Consider the following 17,612-nt stretch of genomic DNA (forward strand, 5'->3'; position numbering starts at 1 on the left):
CTCCCGTGGTCGAACTACTGTATCTCGTGGGGCTTGTCCCGGAGACAACACGATATATAGTTAAGGCATGCTGGGGCGGGGCTCCCGCCCTGGTGCCAGATACGGGTAGACAGGGCACGGAGACTTTACACCTCATGGATGGAGATTTCAGAAGCGAATTTGTCAGGGAGAAGGCGGTGCTGAAGCATCACCCGGCCTTGGTTCTGAACGCGGATTATCGGCCTTTGTCCTATTATCCGCTATCGCTGTGGCCCTGGCAGGAGGCGGTCAAGGCGGTCTGGCTGGACCGGGTGGACGTGGTCGCGGAATATGATTTCGAGGTGCGCAGTCCGAGCACGAGGATCAAAATCCCGTCGGTGGTTGTTCTCAAGGATTTCATCAAACCCCAAAAGCGCGTGGCCTTCACGCGCTTTAATTTATTTCTGAGGGATGAGTTCCGCTGCCAGTATTGTGGCGGCAAGGGGGATCTGACCTTCGATCACGTGGTGCCGCGCGCGTCGGGCGGGATCACCAGCTGGGAGAACGTGGTGGCCGCCTGTTCGCCGTGCAACCTGAAAAAGGGCTCGAAAAGCCTGCGGCTGGCGGGGATGTCGCTGCGCAAGCCGCCGCGCGTGCCTGCGGCGGAAGAGATGCAGAATATGGGGCGCAAGTTCCCGCCGAACCATCTGCACGACAGCTGGCTTGATTTTCTGTATTGGGATGCAGAGCTGGAAGCGTAATCATCTGCTTTGCAGACAGCACCGCACAAAACAAAACCGCCGCTTCGGGCTCGAAGCGGCGGTTTGTTATTTCAGCGATCGCTGTAAGATCAGGCGTTGCCGTCCTGAGGTGCGGCAGGCTTGGGCGCTGCGCCTTTGGTGCTGAGCGGATCGTCCTGACGCTGAACCGAGCCTTCGAAGTGGGCGCCGGATTCGATCGCGATGGTTTTGTGGATGATGTCGCCTTCGACACGGGCGGTCGAGGTCAGGCGCACCTTCAGGCCACGCACGCGGCCCACGACACGGCCATTCACCACAACATCATCAGCGATCACTTCGCCCTTGATGGTTGCGGTTTCACCGACCGTCAGCAGATGGGCGCGGATATCGCCTTCGACCGTGCCCTCGACCTGAATATCGCCAGTGGTCTTGAGGTTGCCAGTGATGTGCAGATCAGCAGACAAAACCGAGGCAGGGGGCTTGGGCTTGGGTGCCGAGGCCTTGAAATCACTGGGTTTCGCCGCCGGCATCGCCGGTGCATCGGGGGCTGCGGGCTTTGCAGCGTCTGCGGCCTTGGGGCCGGGTTCGTTGATTTTGCTTTTAGAAAACATCATTTGCAGCCTTGATATAGATCATCGGATTGACGGCAGCGCCGTCGACACGCACTTCGTAATGCAGATGGGTGCCGGTTGAACGTCCAGAATTTCCCATATCACCTATCCGGTCTCCGCGCGAGACCCTTTGGCCCACGCTCACGCGAATTTTTGACAGATGGGCATAGCGGGTTTCAATTCCGAAGGCGTGCTTGATCTTGATCAGCCGCCCATAGCCAGAGCCCCACCCGGCGTGAACGACCACGCCGTCAGCCGTGGAATAGATCGGCGTGCCCACGGGACCGGCAAAGTCAGAGCCTTTGTGCAGGCGTCGGCCACCGGTTTTGGGATCGCGGCGATAGCCAAAGCCGCTGGTATAGCGCACGGCATTGTGAACCGGATTGGCGAAAGGCGCTTTGGATGCGGCAATGCGGTAGAGGTTCAGCCGGTCGAGTTGCCCCAGAATGCGGTTGGCGCGCTGCTCGTCGGCGCCGGGTTCTTCGCCCTGGGTCGAGAAGGACAGCGGGGTCAGTGGCCCGCCCTGACCGGAATAGCCCCGGCGTACCTGATTGATGATGGTGTCTGTGTTCATGCCAGCGGCGCGAAACATCTTGTCCAGCGGTTTGACCGACACGGTCATCGCGTCTTCGAGCTGCCGGAAAATCTGTTCGTTCTGATCGCGCATCAGTTTGATCTGAAGCGCCAGATCGTCGGCCTGCATCAACGCGCCCACGGCATCGCTGCTGATCTGGTCGCGTTCCTGTGCGGTGTCGGCCAGTGCGGCAGACAGGAAGCCCAGCGTGTCGCCGACGGATGTGCCCGCTTCGGCCAGTGCGCCGTTGGCGGCCGGGGCGGCATCGTTGGCCTGTTGCAGGGTTTCGGTGTCCTGACGGGCGCTGTCACGCTCTTTCAGGGCCTTGCGCAGGTTGGCCTGAATGACCTCGATCCCGGTTTCCAGTTCGCGGCGTGCGGTTTCCGAGCTCAGCAGCTGCGATTGCATGACTGAGATCTGTTCCAGAGCGAGGTTGAACCGCTGCTGCGAGGCCGATGCCTCGGTTGCGCGCGTGTCACGCTCTGACGACAGCACATTCAGGCGGTTTTCGTAGGTTTTCTGATCGCGCTTGGCCTGTTCGCGGAAATTGCCCGATCCGATGCTGTCCATCAGCAGGATCGCGGTTGCCACAATCGCCCAGGCCACAACAAGAGCGCTGCCGGTAAATCCGATCAACTGCGTGATCGGGCGCAGGCGAATGAACCGTGTGTCTGTATCCGATCTCAGGAAAAGCCGCCGTTCTGGGAACGAGCGTTCCAGAAGAGCATCAAATTTTATTGCCAGTCGTGTTCGCACCCAACCGTCCTTTATTCCGTCCCCAGTTACACCTTCGCCCTGTCCCCAAGCGAATGGCGTCAATGGTGCTTAACCAGACCTTGACTGTAGGGCAAGAATTTTAGGCAAACGATTCGAGTAAAGCGGAGATAACCCGCTCAACTGGCAAAATCCTGCCGATTGGAAGGGCTTAGCCGCGCCGGGGTGGGGTTTGATCGGCGAGCGGCCAGTAGAAATCGGGCGGTATTCCGGCCTCGGCGCGCTTTTCCTCGTTGAAGGGAGGTTTGAGGGCGCCGTGGAAATAGGTGCGGACAAGGTCATGGAACACGTCCTTGGGATCAAGGTCGTGGCGACCGCACAGGAAGTGAAACCATTTCGAGCCATAGGCGACGTGGCCCACTTCTTCGGCGTAGATCACGTTGAGGGCGGCCACGGTGGCGTCGTCGTTGGCCTTGCGGAAAATCTCGATCATGCCGGGCGTCACGTCGAGGCCGCGCGCCTCGAGCACCATCGGGACGACGGCCAGTCTGCCGAGAAGGTCCTGCGCTGTATCCTCGGCGGCGCGCCACATGCCTGCGTGGGCGGGGAGTGCGCCATAGTGGCTGTCCATCGCTTCAAGACAGTCGCACATCAGATTGAAATGTTTGGATTCTTCGTCGGCGGCTTTGACCCAATCATCATAGAAGCCCATCGGCATCGGCACATGTCCGAACCGTGCGATGATGTCCCAATGCAGGTCGACGGCGTTCAGTTCGATATGGGCCACGGCGTGGACCAAGGCGATGCGCCCCTGCGGGCTGCCCGGACGGCGACGCGGTACATCGCGCGGGGCAAGCAGTTCGGGCCGGGCCGGGCGCGCGGGCATGTCGGGCGGAGTGGCGGTGCCCACGGGGATCGTGCGGCCTTCGGCCCGCGCGGCGAACCATGTGGCGGCGTGCTGATGCGACAGTGCGGTTTTGGCGCGTCCGTCGGCGGTGGTCAGCACCTCGGTTGCCATCTGGGTCAGGGTCAGCTCGGTCACAGTGCGGTGACCGCGTCCAGAACCGCCTCGGCATGGCCGGGGACTTTCACTTTGCGCCAGGCCTGCAGGATCTGGCCATCGCCGCCGATCAGGAAGGTTGACCGCTCGATCCCCCAGAAGGTCTTGCCGTACATGGATTTCTGTTTCCACACGCCGTAGTCTTCGCAGACGGTGTTTTCGGCATCCGACAGCAAGGGAACGCTCAAGCCCTGTTTGGTGCGGAATTTTTCGTGGCTGGCAAGACTGTCTTTGGATATGCCATAGACAAGCGCCCCGGCGGCGCTGAATGCATCAAGCAAGCTGCTGAAGGCCAGAGCCTCGGTCGTGCAGCCGGATGTGTTGTCGCGGGGGTAGAAAAACAGAACAACAGGGGCTGGGCGAAGCGAAGACAAGGTCACCGACGGGCCGCCATCCTGCGGCAGGGTGAAATCGGGGGCGGTCTGAATCGGATCGGTCACGGGATATTCCTGAGATGTTGGATCGGGTGTAGTAATAACGTGGTGAGCGAAAGAATAAAGCCGCCAGCGGCAATGAGGCGAACAAGGCAATTGGGCAGATGAACCCGACGACGGACACACATAGACATCCGCGCCGCAAAAGGCGGTGGGTGCGGCTGTCGCTGTGGGCGACGGCGATTGTGCTTGCGCTGGCGCTGGGGGCTGCGGCTTTGGTGTATTCGGCGCTGGATCGGCAGTTGCGCGCGCCGGAATGGCTGCATCAGCGGATCGAGGCGCGCGTGGCGCAATTGCTGCCGGGGGTCGATATCAGATTCGGCGCGGTGAGCATGGTGGTCAGTTCCGGGTGGCGGCCCCGCGTGCGGTTGCGTGATGTCGAGCTGTCGCAGCCCGATGGGCCAGTGTTCCTGACGCTGTCCGATCTGGAAACCGGACTGGCCATGAAACCCTTGTTGCGCGGGCGGTTTCAGTTGGGCCGGGTGCGCCTGTCGGGGGCGGCGGTCAATGTGCGGCGCCGCGCGGATGGGTCGTTTGACCTGTCGTTTGGCACCGCGCTGCCGGCGGTGGAAAAGGCCGTCAGCGTGCCCCAGTTGATCGAAGAACTGGACAAGCTGATGCTGAGCCCGCAGCTGATTGCGCTGCGTCAGGTCGATGCCGAGGCGCTAACGATCAACTATGAGGACATGCGGGCCGAGCGGGCCTGGACGGTGGATGGAGGGCGCGTCCGGTTGGTCCGTGCGGGCGACGATTTGCGGATCAGCGGCGATCTGGCGCTGCTTGGGGGCTATGACTACGTCAGTACGATGGCGGTGAATTTCGAAAGCCGTATCGGTTCACCCGCCGCGCAGTTTGGCATGAACTTCGAGGATATGGCTGCGCGTGACATTGCGGATCAGACGGCGGCTTTGGCGTGGTTGCACGCGCTGAGGGCGCCGATTTCGGGGGCGCTGCGGGCGTCAATCGATGAGGCGGGTAATTTCGGGCCGATGAGTGGCACCTTGCAGATTGCGCAGGGTGCGTTGCAGCCGACCGATCAGACCACGCCGGTGCCGTTCGATGCTGCGCGAGCCTATTTCACATACTTGCCCGCCACCCAGACCCTGCAGTTTGACGAGCTTTCGGTGACCAGCAAGTGGATCAGCGCGCGGATCGAGGGGCAGGCGCTGTTGCTTGGGATGAAAAATGGCTGGCCGAGCGAAATGCTGGGGCAATTTAGGATGTCGGGCGTGACGGCGAACCCGGCGGGCATGTTCCCACAGCCGGTCAAGTTTGATGCGGCGACGATGGACATCCGTCTGGGGCTGGAGCCGTTTGTGCTGACGCTTGGGCAGATGACCCTGTCTGAGGCGGGGCAGGTGCTGGTTCTGGATGGGTCGCTGAAGGCCGAGCCAGAGGGCTGGCAGGCAGCGCTGAACGGCCAGATGGAGCGGATCGACCCGGAGCTGGTTCTGTCGCTGTGGCCTGAGGCGATGAAAGAGAAAACCCGCAAGTGGATCACGGAAAACCTGCACTCGGCGCGGTTGTCCAAGGGACAGTTGGCGTTTCGCAAGGCGCCGACCGAACCGGCAGAGACCTATCTGGGGTTCCAGTTCGACGAGGCCAGCGCCACCTTCGTCAAGACCTTGCCGCCGATCACCGGCGGGTCTGGTCATGCCTCGTTGATGGGCACGCGCTTTGTGGTGACGGCGGATCGCGGCAAGGTGCAGGCGGCGCAGGGCGGGGCGGTGGATATTTCGGGCACCAGCCTGATCATCCCGGATGTGCGGATCAAGGACACGCCAGCCGAGGTGCGCTTGCGCACGTCCGGCACGATCACCGCCAGCCTGGCGCTGCTGGATGCGCCGCCGCTGAACCTGCTGAGCAAAGCGGGTCGCCCGGTGACGCTGGCGGATGGTCGGGCGGATGCGAAAGGCGTTCTGAAGCTGCGGTTGAAGAAGAAACTGCCGCCCGAAGAGGTGGAGTTCGCGGTCACGGCGCAGCTGAGCGGGGTGCGCAGTGACAAGATCGTGCCGGGTCGGGTGCTGTCGGCGGCGCGGCTGGCGGTGACGGCCAGCAATGATGCGTTGCAGATCGCGGGCAAGGGGCGGATCGGTCAGGTGCCGTTCGATGCCGCGTATGACACCAGCCTGAAGAAAGCCGATCAGGGCAAGGCCCGCGTCGCCGGGACGGTCGAGCTGTCGCAGGGGTTTATCGACGAGTTCGGTATCGGTTTGCCACCGCGCACGGTGTCGGGCGCAGGGACCGGCGCGTTCGAGCTGAACCTTGTGCGCGATCAGCCGATCCAATTTCGACTTGGCACCGATCTGGCGGGGCTGGGGCTGAGCCAGCCGGATATTGGCTGGTCACTGTCGCGGCGCAGCAAAGGGCGGCTGGAGGTGGCGGGCGCGTTGGGGGCGCCGCCGGTGATTGACGGTCTGTCACTGGTCGCCCCCGGACTGAGCGCCACCGGCGCGCTGAAGATTGGCGCCGATGGCCAGTTGAGCCGCGCCACGTTTTCGCGGGTCAAGGCCGGGGGGTGGCTGGATGCGCCGGTCACGTTGATCGGGCGCGGCAAAGGCGTGGCCCCGGCTGTGCAGATCTCGGGTGGGCGGATTGATTTGCGCCAGACGGCGGTCGGCGGCGGCGGCGGCGGTGGAGGCGGCGGTGGGCCGGTGTCATTGTCGCTGGAGCGGTTGCAGATCACCGATGGCATCAGCCTGAGCGGGTTCAAGGGGGAGTTCACCACCAAGGGCGGGATGGACGGCCGCTTTACCGGGCGGGTGAACGGCAGCGCGCCGATCACGGGCGTGATCAAACCCAGCGGCGGGCGTAGTGCGTTTGAAATCCGGTCCGATGACGCTGGGGCGGTGTTCTCTGCAGCGGGGCTGTTGAAGAAGGCCCACAAGGGCGCGCTGGTGTTGACGCTGAAACCTGTTGGCGAAGCGGGAAGTTTCGATGGCCGGTTGAAGGTTGGCAATGTCTGGCTGCGCGACGCGCCGGCGATGGCAGAGCTGTTGAATGCGGTCAGTGTGATTGGCTTGCTGGAGCAGCTGGGCGGGCGTGGCATTCTGTTTTCCGAAGTGGACGCCAAGTTTCGCCTGACCCCGGATCAGGTGATCGTGCGCAAAAGCAGCGCGATCGGGGCGTCGATCGGGATCTCGATGGACGGGATATATGACCTCAACAGCGGGGCGATGGATATGCAGGGCACGTTCTCGCCGATTTATTTGCTCAACGGCATCGGCTCGATCCTGACGCGGAAGGGCGAGGGGCTGTTGGGGTTCAGTTACCGGCTGCGCGGGACGGCGGAAAACCCCAAAGTGCAGGTCAATCCATTGTCGATCTTTACACCGGGGATGTTCCGCGACATATTCCGTCGCCCAGCCCCCAAGGTAAGCCAATGAACCTGAGTGATTTCGATTTTGATCTGCCGGAGGCTTTGATCGCCACCCGCCCGGTAAGCCCGCGCAGCAGCGCCCGGTTGCTGGTGGCCGAGGGTGACCAGATTACCGATGCGCAGGTATTCAACCTGCCCGATTGGCTGCGCCCCGGTGACCGGCTGGTGCTGAACGACACCAAGGTGATTCCGGCGCGCCTGTCTGGCACGCGGCGGCGCATGGGCCCCGAGGGCGAGACCGAGGCGCGGATCGAGGCGACCTTGCTGGAGCCGCGGGCGGGTGGGGCTTGGGCGGCGTTGCTCAAGCCGCTGAAGAAGGTGCGCGAGGGCGAGGTGATCCGCTTTTCGGATGCGCTGTCGGCGACGCTGCTGGCCAAGGAGGACGGGCAGGCAGTACTGGAGTTCAACCTGCTGGGCGATGATTTCGACGCGGCGCTGGCGCAGGCCGGGGCGATGCCGTTGCCGCCCTATATTGCCGCCAAACGCGCGGCGGATGAGCAGGACAAGACCGATTACCAGACGATCTTTGCCCGCCATTCAGGGGCTGTGGCGGCGCCCACGGCCTCGTTGCATTTTGATGATGCGCTGCTGGCGGCGCTGCGGGCCAAGGGCGTGGCGTTCACCCATGTGACGCTGCATGTCGGGGCGGGCACGTTTCTGCCGGTCAAGGTTGACGATGTGACCACGCATAAGATGCACGCCGAGTGGGGCGAAGTCAGCGCCACGGCCGCCGCCGAGATTGCCGCGACCAAAGCGGCAGGCGGGCGGGTGATACCTGTGGGCACCACCGCGTTGCGACTGATCGAAACGGCGGCGCGCGGCGGGCAGATCGCGCCCTGGCAAGGCGACACCGATATTTTCATATATCCCGGTTTCACGTTCAACGTGGCCGATGCGCTGATGACCAATTTCCATTTGCCGAAATCGACGCTGATGATGCTGGTTTCGGCGCTGATGGGGCAGGACACCGTGCGCCATATCTATGCCCATGCCATTGCCGAGGGGTATCGTTTCTTCTCGTATGGTGATGCGTCGCTGTTGATCCCGGCGCGCTGACAGGCAACACTTCGGTCTGCGACACGGATGTGTCGCAATCAACCCCTATGCGCATCTGGGAATGGCCTATTGCAGCCAGACGCGTTTATCCCCTCTCTGGAGAGTCCGATGTTTCAGTTTCTATCCAATGCCTGGGCGCTTCTTCTGGGGATTTTGCTGTTGATGGTTGGCAACGGCCTGCAAGGCACGCTTTTGGGGGTGCGCGGCCAGTTGGAGGGCTTTACCACCTTCGAGATGTCGGTGGTGATGTCGGCCTATTTCGTGGGCTTTCTTGGCGGATCGCGCATGGCGCCTGAAATGATCCGCCGGGTGGGGCATGTGCGGGTGTTTGCGGCGCTGGCCTCGTTCATCTCGGCGGTGCTGATCCTGTATCCGACGTTCACCAACCCCTGGGTCTGGACCGTGGGGCGGGTGATCATCGGGTTTTGCTTCTCGGGCGTCTATGTGACGGCGGAAAGCTGGTTGAACAATGCGGCCACGAACGAGACCCGCGGTCAGGCGCTGTCGCTGTATATGATCGTGATGATGGTGGGGATTGTCGCCGCACAGGGCTTGCTGCTGGTGGCCGATCCTTCGGGATATGTGCTGTTCGTGATTCCGTCGGTTCTGGTTTCGGTCTCGGTCGCGCCGATCCTGTTGTCGGTCAGTCCGACGCCGGCCTTCGACACAACCAAGCCAATGAACCTGCGGCAGATCATGAACGTGTCACCGCTGGGCTGTGTTGGCATGTTTCTGTTGGGCGGCGTCTTTGCGGCGCAATTCGGCATGGCGGCGGTATATGGCGCGCAGGTGGGCCTGACGCTGACCGAGATTTCGATCTTCGTGGCCACGTTTTATATCGGGGCCACGCTTTTGCAATATCCGCTGGGCTGGGCTTCGGACCGGATGGACCGGCGGATGCTGATCCTGATCACCTCGGCCGTGGGCGGGATGGGCGCGGTCGTCGGGATGGCGCTGGGTGGGTCGTTCACCATTCTGCTGGTGTCGGCGTTCTTGATCGGGGGCACGTCGAACCCGCTGTATTCCCTGCTGATCGCCTATACCAACGACTTTCTGGACAATGAGGATATGGCGGCGGCCTCGGGGGGGATGGTGTTCATCAACGGGGTGGGGGCGATTGCAGGCCCGCTGATCACCGGTTGGATGATGGGAGCGTTTGGCCCGCCGGGTTACTTCCTGTTGATGGCTGGGCTGATGATCGCGCTGTCGGTTTATGCCGGATACCGGATGACCCAACGTGCGTCGCCCAAGCACGACGACTCGATGGCCTATGCGCCGGTGTCGCCGTCTGCGACCTCGGTCGCGGTCGAGTTTGCGCGGGAATACGCCATTGATAGCGCTCACGATGACGCGGAAAGCGGCAGCGTGTTGTAATGTAACCGGTTTGTCGCAATTTTTTACTGTCCTTATTCGCCTTTTGATATGTAACACTTACATGAAGGAAATTACCGGAGCGGAAAGAGGAGAACCCCGATGGTGAGCGTGGACGAGATTCTGGCATTTTGGCTGGATGAGGTCGGACCCAAAGGATGGTATCAGGAAGATCCTGCACTGGATCAGATGATTACCGACCGCTTCAAATCGGCGTGGACGTCCGCCTCTGAGGGGTCATATGGGCTGTGGATGACGTACCCCAGCGGGATGTTGGCCTACATCATTCTGATGGACCAGTTTCCGCGCAACATGTTCCGCGGTTCCGCCGAGGCCTTTTCCAGCGATCAGGCGGCGCTTGCGGCGGCCAAGGTGGCGATCGACCGCAAGTGGGATCTGGCGATTGATGAACCCGCGCGGCAGTTTTTCTATATGCCGCTGATGCATTCGGAAAACCTGTGTGATCAGGACCGCTGTGTGCGGCTGATGCACGAGCGGATGTCGGCGGATAGTGCCGCCAACCTGTTGCACGCGCAGGCGCACCGGGAAGTCATTCGGGAATTCGGGCGTTTCCCGTATCGCAATGATGCCCTGCATCGTCATGGATCGGCGTTGGAGAATGAGTTTCTCGAGACCGGCGGATACGGTAAAAAAGTGCGAGAATTGCAGCAGGGGTAAGCCTGTCAGCGCCGGGGTTTTCTGAAACCTTTCTTGTTATCAATACGTTGGCGCTTTGCTGTGTGGCGAAGCGCGGCGATTTGATATGCTGCGTTGATGCGTTTCTGAAAATAGTTTAATATCAAACTAAATTTGGAATCGGAGGGGCGCATGGCTGCCAAGTCGTTTGATGTAATTGTGATCGGGGCGGGACCTGGTGGATATGTTGCGGCGATCCGCGGTGCGCAGTTGGGGCTGAGCGTCGCCGTGGTCGAACGCGAGCATATGGGCGGTATCTGCCTGAACTGGGGCTGCATCCCGACCAAGGCGCTGTTGCGGTCGTCCGAAGTCTTTCATCTGATGCACCGGGCCAAGGAATTTGGTCTGAGCGCCGACAGCATTGGCTTTGATCTGGACGCGGTGGTGAAACGCTCGCGCGGGGTGGCCAAGCAGCTGAACGGCGGTGTCGGTCATCTGCTGAAGAAAAACAAGGTCACGGTGTTCATGGGGCAGGCGACATTGCCTGCCAAGGGCAAGGTCAGCGTCACGACCGACAGCGGAACCGAAGAATTGACCGCGAAATCGATCATTCTGGCCACCGGTGCGCGGGCGCGCGAATTGCCGGGGCTTGAGGCCGATGGCGATCTGGTCTGGACCTATAAACATGCGCTTACGCCGGTGCGGATGCCGAAAAAGCTGTTGGTGATCGGGTCGGGCGCGATCGGGATCGAATTCGCCAGCTTCTATAACACGCTTGGAGCGGACACGACTGTGGTCGAGGTCATGGACCGCATTCTGCCGGTCGAGGACGCCGAGATTTCCGCCTTTGCGAAGAAGGCGTTTGAAAAGCAGGGGATGAAGATCCTGCAAAAGGCGGCGGTGAAAAAGCTGGACCGGGCCAAGGGCAAGGTAACGGCGCATATCGAAATCGGCGGCAAGGTCGAGACGCAGGAATTCGACACGGTGATTTCTGCGGTTGGGATCGTCGGCAATGTCGAGGATCTGGGGCTTGAGGCGCTTGGGGTGCAGATCGACCGCACCCATGTGGTGACCGATGCCTATTGCCGGACGGCTGTTGACGGGCTGTATGCCATTGGCGACATCGCCGGTGCGCCCTGGCTGGCGCATAAGGCCAGCCACGAAGGCGTCATGGTCGCCGAACTGATCGCGGGCGGGACGCCGCACCCGGTGAAGCCCGAAAGCATCGCGGGCTGCACCTATTGTTATCCGCAGGTGGCCAGCGTTGGCCTGACCGAGGCGAAGGCCGTTGAGGCGGGATATGACATCAAGGTCGGTCGTTTTCCGTTTATCGGCAACGGCAAGGCCATCGCCCTTGGCGAGCCGGAGGGGATGGTCAAAACCATCTTTGACGCCAAAACCGGCGAGCTGTTGGGCGCGCATATGATCGGGGCGGAAGTGACCGAGCTTATTCAGGGCTATGTGGTGGGGCGCCAGTTGGAAACCACCGAGGAGGACCTGATGCAAACGGTCTTCCCGCATCCGACCCTGTCAGAAATGATGCACGAAAGCGTTCTGGACGCCTTTGGCAAAGCAATTCATTTCTAAATGCGGAACGTCTGACTGCGCAAAAGGGGCCCCCTGTTTGGGGGCCTTTTCGCTCTTATTTTGGTACGCAGCACCCGCCAGCGGCCACCCAGTGGCTTAGCCCGCCGAGGTTATGGACGTTTTCATAGCCCAGTTTACGCATCACATTGACCGCCATTGCCGACCGCGCGCCAGAGGCGCAATAGAGCCCGATGGGCTTGGTCAGGTCGAGATCCGGGTGAAAATCCGGATGCCGAGGGTCTGCCACCATCGATAGGCGCATCAGCGGAATATGCAGCGCGCCATCGGCCTTCCCCGTCTGCGTCAGTTCGTTGTGATCGCGGATGTCGACCAGAATCATTTCGCCGGACGCGACCTGAGAAATCGCTTCGGTCAAAGGCAAAGCCGGGGCAGATTGGCGCATGAAGCCGAACATGGGAACGTCCTTTGTCGCTAGTCTCTTGGTTGACTGAGATTTGAGCCGAGTCTTCGGTGAATTCAAGATGTGTGCGAAATATAAATTCCAATAGTGGAATGTAAATGGCTTTTTCCAGCACGGCATAGGGTTTTGCGATGAATATTTCAGCGAAACCTCGAGTCAGGGATGGTTAATGTTCCTGACATGTTCTTATTTTTCTGTTGGAAATTCCGGGCGCGTCAACTATCTGTTTACTGTCACACGGGGGCACGAATGGCTGATCTCAAGAAAATCGAGGTGCGCGGCGCGCGCGAGCACAACCTAAAGAACATCGACGTCGATATTCCGCGTGATCAGCTTGTTGTGATCACCGGCCTGTCGGGGTCGGGGAAATCCTCGCTCGCGTTTGATACGATCTATGCTGAAGGGCAGCGGCGGTATGTCGAAAGCTTGTCGGCCTATGCCCGGCAGTTTCTGGACATGATGCAAAAGCCCGATGTGGATCACATCAGCGGCCTGAGCCCGGCGATTTCGATCGAGCAGAAAACCACCAGCAAGAACCCGCGTTCGACCGTGGGAACCGTGACCGAGATTTACGACTATCTTCGGCTGTTGTTTGCCCGCGTCGGTACGCCGTATTCCCCCGCCACCGGCCTGCCCATCGAGGCGCAGCAGGTGCAGGACATGGTCGACCGCGTAATGGCGATGGAGGAGGGCACGCGCGCCTTTCTGCTGGCGCCCATCGTGCGCGATCGCAAGGGCGAGTATCGCAAAGAGTTTCTGGAGCTTCGTAAACAGGGCTTTCAGCGGGTCAAGGTGGACGGGCAGTTTCACGAATTGGATGATCCGCCGGTTCTGGACAAGAAATTCCGTCATGACATCGACGTGGTCGTGGACCGGATTGTCGTGCGTGAGGGGTTGGAGACGCGTCTGGCCGACAGTTTCCGCACCGCGCTGGATCTGGCGGACGGGATCGCGATCCTTGAAACCGCGACGGATACGCCCGAGCGGATCACCTTCAGCGAGAATTTTTCCTGCCCTGTCAGTGGCTTTACCATCCCCGAGATCGAACCGAGGCTGTTTTCGTTCAACGCACCCTTCGGGGCCTGTCAGACCTGTGACGGCTTGGGGATGGAGTTGTTTTTCGACGAACGTCTGGTCGTGCCCGATGCCGCGCTGAAGATCAGCGACGGTGCTTTGGCACCGTGGCGCAAGGGGAAAAGCCCGTATTTTCTGCAAACCATCGAAGCCATCGCAAAGCATTACGAATTCGATAAAAACACCAAATGGAAAGACCTGCCGCCACATGTGCAGCAGGTGTTCCTGCGGGGGTCAGGCGAGGAAGAGATACAGTTTCGCTATGACGAGGGCGGGCGGGTCTATCAGGTCAGCCGGGTGTTCGAGGGCGTGATTCCGAATATGGAACGGCGGTATCGCGAGACGGATTCCAACTGGGTGCGTGAGGAGTTCGAGCGCTATCAGAACAACCGGCCGTGCGGGGCGTGTGGCGGGTACCGGCTGCGCGAAGAGGCGCTGGCGGTCAAGATTGCCGGGCTGCATGTGGGGCAGGTCGTGCAGATGTCGATCCGCGAGGCGTTTGAGTGGTGCAAGACCGTCCCTGAACACCTGACCGCACAGAAAAACGAGATTGCGCGCGCGATCCTGAAGGAGATCAGGGAGCGGCTTGGGTTTCTGAATAACGTGGGATTAGAATACCTTACGATGTCACGTTCAAGTGGAACATTGAGCGGCGGCGAGAGCCAGCGTATCCGCTTGGCCAGCCAGATCGGTTCGGGCCTGACGGGGGTGTTGTATGTGTTGGATGAGCCGTCCATCGGGTTGCACCAACGCGACAATGACCGGCTGTTACTGACGCTGAAGAACCTGCGCGATCAGGGGAATACGGTCATTGTAGTCGAGCATGACGAAGAAGCGATCCGCGAGGCGGACTATGTCTTTGACATCGGGCCGGGGGCCGGGGTGCATGGCGGACAGGTGGTGGCCAAGGGCACGCCCGAGCAGATCATGGCCGACCCTGCCAGTCTGACCGGGCAGTATCTGAGCGGTACGCGGGAGATTGCGGTGCCGACCGAGCGGCGCAAGGGCAACAAGAAAAAGCTGACCGTGGTCAAGGCCAGCGGGAATAACCTTCGTGATGTAACTGCTGAATTTCCCTTGGGAAAATTCGTTTGCGTGAGTGGTGTTTCGGGCGGGGGGAAATCGACGCTGACGATTGAAACGCTGTTCAAAACCGCCTCGATGCGGCTGAACGGGGCGCGGCAGACGCCGGCGCCTTGTGAGACGATCAAGGGGTTGGAGCATCTGGACAAGGTGATCGACATTGATCAGCGCCCGATCGGACGCACACCGCGGTCGAACCCGGCGACCTATACCGGGGCCTTTACCCCGATCCGCGATTGGTTCGCCGGGCTTCCTGAAGCAAAAGCAAGAGGTTACAAGCCGGGGCGTTTTAGTTTCAACGTCAAGGGCGGGCGCTGCGAGGCGTGTCAGGGTGACGGGGTGATCAAGATCGAGATGCATTTCCTGCCCGATGTCTATGTCACCTGCGAGACCTGCAAGGGCGCGCGATACAATCGTGAGACTTTGGAAATTCGCTTTAAGGGCAAGAGCATAGCGGACGTTCTTGATATGAATGTCGAAGACGCGCAGGAGTTTTTCAAGGCAGTGCCCAGCATCCGCGAAAAGATGGATGCGCTGATGCGGGTCGGGCTTGGCTATATCAAGGTCGGGCAGCAGGCCACGACGCTGTCAGGCGGCGAGGCGCAGCGGGTCAAGCTGAGCAAGGAGCTGGCGCGCAGATCGACCGGGCGAACGCTGTATATTCTGGATGAGCCGACGACGGGGCTGCATTTCGAAGATGTGCGTAAGCTATTGGAAGTGCTGCATGAATTGGTTGATCAGGGCAATACGGTTGTGGTGATCGAGCACAATCTGGACGTGATCAAAACCGCCGACTGGATCATCGATATCGGTCCTGAGGGCGGCGATGGCGGCGGCGAGATCGTGGCCGTGGGCACGCCGGAACAGGTGGCGGAAGAGCCGCGCAGCCATACCGGTCACTACCTCAAAGCGATGCTGTCTGGGCGCAAGGTGGCTGCTGAATAGCGGTGTGTGATTTGCATGCACATCGCATGCACATGACATGCATATGCCAAAGTCCGGCCGACCCGCGAGGCAAGCCGGTTGCGACCTGAAAATCCCCCCGCGAGAAACCCGGCGGGGGGAGTTTGCTTTGTTTGATCAGAACGAGAAGTCTGTGATGTCGAGGTCCAGCGCGTCGACCCCAAGCAAGGTGACGGTGTTGCCGGACCCGGCGTCGAGGCTGACGAGGGTATCCGCGCCAAACTGTGTGATCGCCACATCGCCGATCCCACCCAGACCAAGCGCCGAGAGGTCGAGCATGTCCACGCCTGCTTCGAAGTCGGTGATGGTGTCGGTGCCCGAGTTGGCGGCGAAGACGAACACATCGGCCCCCGCATCGCCGTGCATGACATCCCGACCGCGACCGCCGTCGATGGTGTCGGCGCCGGTGCCGCCCCAAAGCTGATCGTTGCCTTGACCGCCGGACAGGTTGTCGTCGTTCGCTCCGCCATACAGGCGGTCGTTGTTGTTGCCACCGTCGAGCGTGTCGTTGCCTTCATTGCCCATCAGCTTGTCGTTGCCGCCTTCGCCGTAGATCGCATCCGCCGCGCTGCCGCCGCTGATGTTGTCTTTGCCGGAGCTGCCCATGATCGGGGCGGCGCTGAGGCCGAAGTCGGCCAGGTCGATATCCGCCAGATCGAAGTTTTCGATGGTGACGGTGTTGCCGCCGCCCAGATCAACCAGAACGTCGGCATCGACCTGAGTCAGGGTCATATCGGCCATGCCGGTGACGCCAAGGGCCTGCACGTCGAAGCTGTCGACGCCGTTTTCGAAGTCGGTCACGGTGTCCTGGCCGCTGGTGGTGTTGAAGACAAAGACATCGGCACCGGAGCCACCGGTCAGCATGTCGGCGCCTGCGCCGCCTTCAAGAACGTCGTTGTCGGCACCACCGTCAAGCGTGTCGGCATCGCGGCCACCTGAGAGCGTATCATTGCCCACGCCACCATTCAGAACGTCGAGGTCATTGCCGCCGTTCAGCACGTCGTTATCGGCACCGCCATCCAGCGTGTCGTTGCCACCCGAGCCGATCAGGGTGTCATTGCCTGCGTCGCCCTGAATGGAATCGTCACCTGCGGCCCCGTTGATGATGTCGGCTCCGCCTGCTGCGGCGAAGACGTCGTTGCCATTGAGCAGGTTCAGATCGTCGGCGGCACTGGTGCCGGTGTCGGTATCGGCGCCATTTGTGAAGTTGAAAAGCGTCGCCTCGGTGACGGTGATCTGAGTTGTCAGCACGCCCGAATCCCAGTTGCCGCGCGACAGGGTGATTTCATAGTTGCCGGAGATGGATGCGGTCAGAACATAGGAGGTTGTGCCGTCGACGACGCTGGCGTCGGAAATCATGCCGAAGGAATCAGCCACGTGGCCGGTTTCGGTGACCGCACCATTTGCGCCTTGGTAGTTGTTGAAATACAGGACTTGTTGGCCCTCGGGCACAATACCGGTTGCGGAGATGGTATAGCTTTGGCCAGCTTCGAGGTAGACCCAGACCTTGTCGCCAAAGTCGCCGATGGTCGAGGTGGCTTCAAATGTGTCGCCGACCGCCATGGTCTGGCTGGGTTGGTGAAAATAGTCAGAATCGCCGATTTCGTAAATGGTCGCCATTTTTATTCGTTTTCCTCGTTAACTGAACTGCGAAATGCAATTGAATATGAAAGGCCCAAGTGGGCCTCATTGGTGAAAATGAGACATGCGTGTGTGCCGCTCCGGTCGGGATGGAGTAGCGGCGGGTTTGGGCCGAAAATGGGCGAGCCGGGGATGGTTTGGTGGCGAAATACCGCAATTGCGGCGAAATGGATTTGAATTTTGGGGATATGCCGCGATTGCGCCAAAATTGGCGATCTTATGCGGAAAATGGCAGGTGACGGCGGGGGCAGGGCGTGCTTCGGGCGCGCGATCTGATCGGGTTTGAGAAAAAGCCGCCCCGAAGGGCGGC

Annotated in this window: 13 protein-coding genes; 7 read left to right on the forward strand and 6 right to left on the reverse strand. The window is 60.8% G+C overall.

Going from position 1 to position 17,612, the window contains the following annotated elements:
* The first annotated feature begins 134 nt into the window (after window positions 1–134).
* On the forward strand, window positions 135–719 hold the full coding sequence (locus BSF79_RS00515) for an HNH endonuclease (RefSeq protein WP_090266722.1): 585 nt from the start codon (window positions 135–137) through the stop codon (window positions 717–719).
* An 89-nt stretch (window positions 720–808) separates the two neighbouring features.
* Here the strand turns inward: BSF79_RS00515 and BSF79_RS00520 are convergent, their stop codons facing one another.
* From BSF79_RS00520 to BSF79_RS00535, 4 genes are all read right to left on the reverse strand, one after another.
* Window positions 809–1,309, reverse strand: coding sequence for a bactofilin family protein (locus tag BSF79_RS00520; protein WP_090267809.1), 501 nt, complete (start codon window positions 1,307–1,309; stop codon window positions 809–811).
* Complete coding sequence (locus tag BSF79_RS00525; RefSeq protein ID WP_090266725.1) at window positions 1,299–2,639, reverse strand: M23 family metallopeptidase; 1,341 nt, start codon at window positions 2,637–2,639, stop codon at window positions 1,299–1,301. Before BSF79_RS00525 ends, BSF79_RS00520 begins: the two co-directional genes overlap by 11 nt.
* Window positions 2,640–2,808: 169 nt before the next feature.
* Complete coding sequence (locus BSF79_RS00530; protein WP_090267813.1) at window positions 2,809–3,615, reverse strand: ferritin-like domain-containing protein; 807 nt, start codon at window positions 3,613–3,615, stop codon at window positions 2,809–2,811.
* Between the two features lie 20 nt (window positions 3,616–3,635).
* Window positions 3,636–4,097, reverse strand: a complete 462-nt coding sequence (locus BSF79_RS00535; protein WP_090266730.1) for a peroxiredoxin — start codon at window positions 4,095–4,097, stop codon at window positions 3,636–3,638.
* Window positions 4,098–4,195: 98 nt separating this feature from the next.
* On the opposite strand from BSF79_RS00535, the gene BSF79_RS00540 reads away from it, so the two are divergent.
* The 5 genes from BSF79_RS00540 to lpdA all read left to right on the forward strand — a co-directional run bounded on the left by BSF79_RS00540 (window position 4,196) and on the right by lpdA (window position 12,120).
* The gene (locus tag BSF79_RS00540; protein ID WP_090266733.1) at window positions 4,196–7,477 is read left to right on the forward strand and encodes a YhdP family protein; all 3,282 of its coding nucleotides are present in this window, start codon (window positions 4,196–4,198) and stop codon (window positions 7,475–7,477) included.
* Entirely contained in the window at window positions 7,474–8,526 is a 1,053-nt protein-coding gene (gene queA / locus BSF79_RS00545; protein WP_090266739.1) for a tRNA preQ1(34) S-adenosylmethionine ribosyltransferase-isomerase QueA, read from the forward strand. Before BSF79_RS00540 ends, queA begins: the two co-directional genes overlap by 4 nt.
* Window positions 8,527–8,634: 108 nt before the next feature.
* Window positions 8,635–9,900 (forward strand): MFS transporter, encoded by a 1,266-nt coding sequence (locus BSF79_RS00550; protein WP_090266743.1) that lies wholly within the window; start codon window positions 8,635–8,637, stop codon window positions 9,898–9,900.
* A gap of 99 nt (window positions 9,901–9,999) precedes the next feature.
* Window positions 10,000–10,575, forward strand: a complete 576-nt coding sequence (locus BSF79_RS00555; protein WP_090266747.1) for a DUF924 family protein — start codon at window positions 10,000–10,002, stop codon at window positions 10,573–10,575.
* 150 nt (window positions 10,576–10,725) lie between these two features.
* Window positions 10,726–12,120, forward strand: a complete 1,395-nt coding sequence (lpdA, locus tag BSF79_RS00560; protein ID WP_090266752.1) for a dihydrolipoyl dehydrogenase — start codon at window positions 10,726–10,728, stop codon at window positions 12,118–12,120.
* Window positions 12,121–12,175: 55 nt separating this feature from the next.
* Here the strand turns inward: lpdA and BSF79_RS00565 are convergent, their stop codons facing one another.
* A complete protein-coding gene (locus BSF79_RS00565) occupies window positions 12,176–12,535 on the reverse strand; it encodes a rhodanese-like domain-containing protein (RefSeq protein ID WP_090266756.1) in 360 nt (119 codons plus the stop codon).
* Between the two features lie 255 nt (window positions 12,536–12,790).
* Between BSF79_RS00565 and uvrA the strand changes: the two genes are divergently transcribed.
* Window positions 12,791–15,643, forward strand: coding sequence for an excinuclease ABC subunit UvrA (uvrA, locus tag BSF79_RS00570; RefSeq protein WP_090266759.1), 2,853 nt, complete (start codon window positions 12,791–12,793; stop codon window positions 15,641–15,643).
* 135 nt (window positions 15,644–15,778) lie between these two features.
* On the opposite strand, the gene BSF79_RS00575 is transcribed toward uvrA, so the two are convergent.
* Window positions 15,779–17,281, reverse strand: coding sequence for a calcium-binding protein (locus BSF79_RS00575; protein WP_090266763.1), 1,503 nt, complete (start codon window positions 17,279–17,281; stop codon window positions 15,779–15,781).
* Window positions 17,282–17,612: the final 331 nt, after the last annotated feature.

The organism is Thalassovita taeanensis, assembly GCF_900110775.1.
GTDB lineage: Bacteria > Pseudomonadota > Alphaproteobacteria > Rhodobacterales > Rhodobacteraceae > Litorimicrobium > Litorimicrobium taeanense.

What these genes read in the sequence shown, in the direction of transcription:
- BSF79_RS00550 (WP_090266743.1), top strand. Translation starts at nt 8,635, where the DNA reads ATGTTTCAGTTTCTATCCAATGCCTGGGCGCTTCTTCTGGGGATTTTG.
- BSF79_RS00575 (WP_090266763.1), bottom strand. Translation starts at nt 17,281, where the DNA reads ATGGCGACCATTTACGAAATCGGCGATTCTGACTATTTTCACCAACCC.
- BSF79_RS00520 (WP_090267809.1), bottom strand. Translation starts at nt 1,309, where the DNA reads ATGTTTTCTAAAAGCAAAATCAACGAACCCGGCCCCAAGGCCGCAGAC.
- uvrA (WP_090266759.1), top strand. Translation starts at nt 12,791, where the DNA reads ATGGCTGATCTCAAGAAAATCGAGGTGCGCGGCGCGCGCGAGCACAAC.
- BSF79_RS00530 (WP_090267813.1), bottom strand. Translation starts at nt 3,615, where the DNA reads ATGGCAACCGAGGTGCTGACCACCGCCGACGGACGCGCCAAAACCGCA.
- queA (WP_090266739.1), top strand. Translation starts at nt 7,474, where the DNA reads ATGAACCTGAGTGATTTCGATTTTGATCTGCCGGAGGCTTTGATCGCC.
- BSF79_RS00540 (WP_090266733.1), top strand. Translation starts at nt 4,196, where the DNA reads ATGAACCCGACGACGGACACACATAGACATCCGCGCCGCAAAAGGCGG.
- lpdA (WP_090266752.1), top strand. Translation starts at nt 10,726, where the DNA reads ATGGCTGCCAAGTCGTTTGATGTAATTGTGATCGGGGCGGGACCTGGT.
- BSF79_RS00555 (WP_090266747.1), top strand. Translation starts at nt 10,000, where the DNA reads ATGGTGAGCGTGGACGAGATTCTGGCATTTTGGCTGGATGAGGTCGGA.
- BSF79_RS00565 (WP_090266756.1), bottom strand. Translation starts at nt 12,535, where the DNA reads ATGTTCGGCTTCATGCGCCAATCTGCCCCGGCTTTGCCTTTGACCGAA.
- BSF79_RS00515 (WP_090266722.1), top strand. Translation starts at nt 135, where the DNA reads ATGGATGGAGATTTCAGAAGCGAATTTGTCAGGGAGAAGGCGGTGCTG.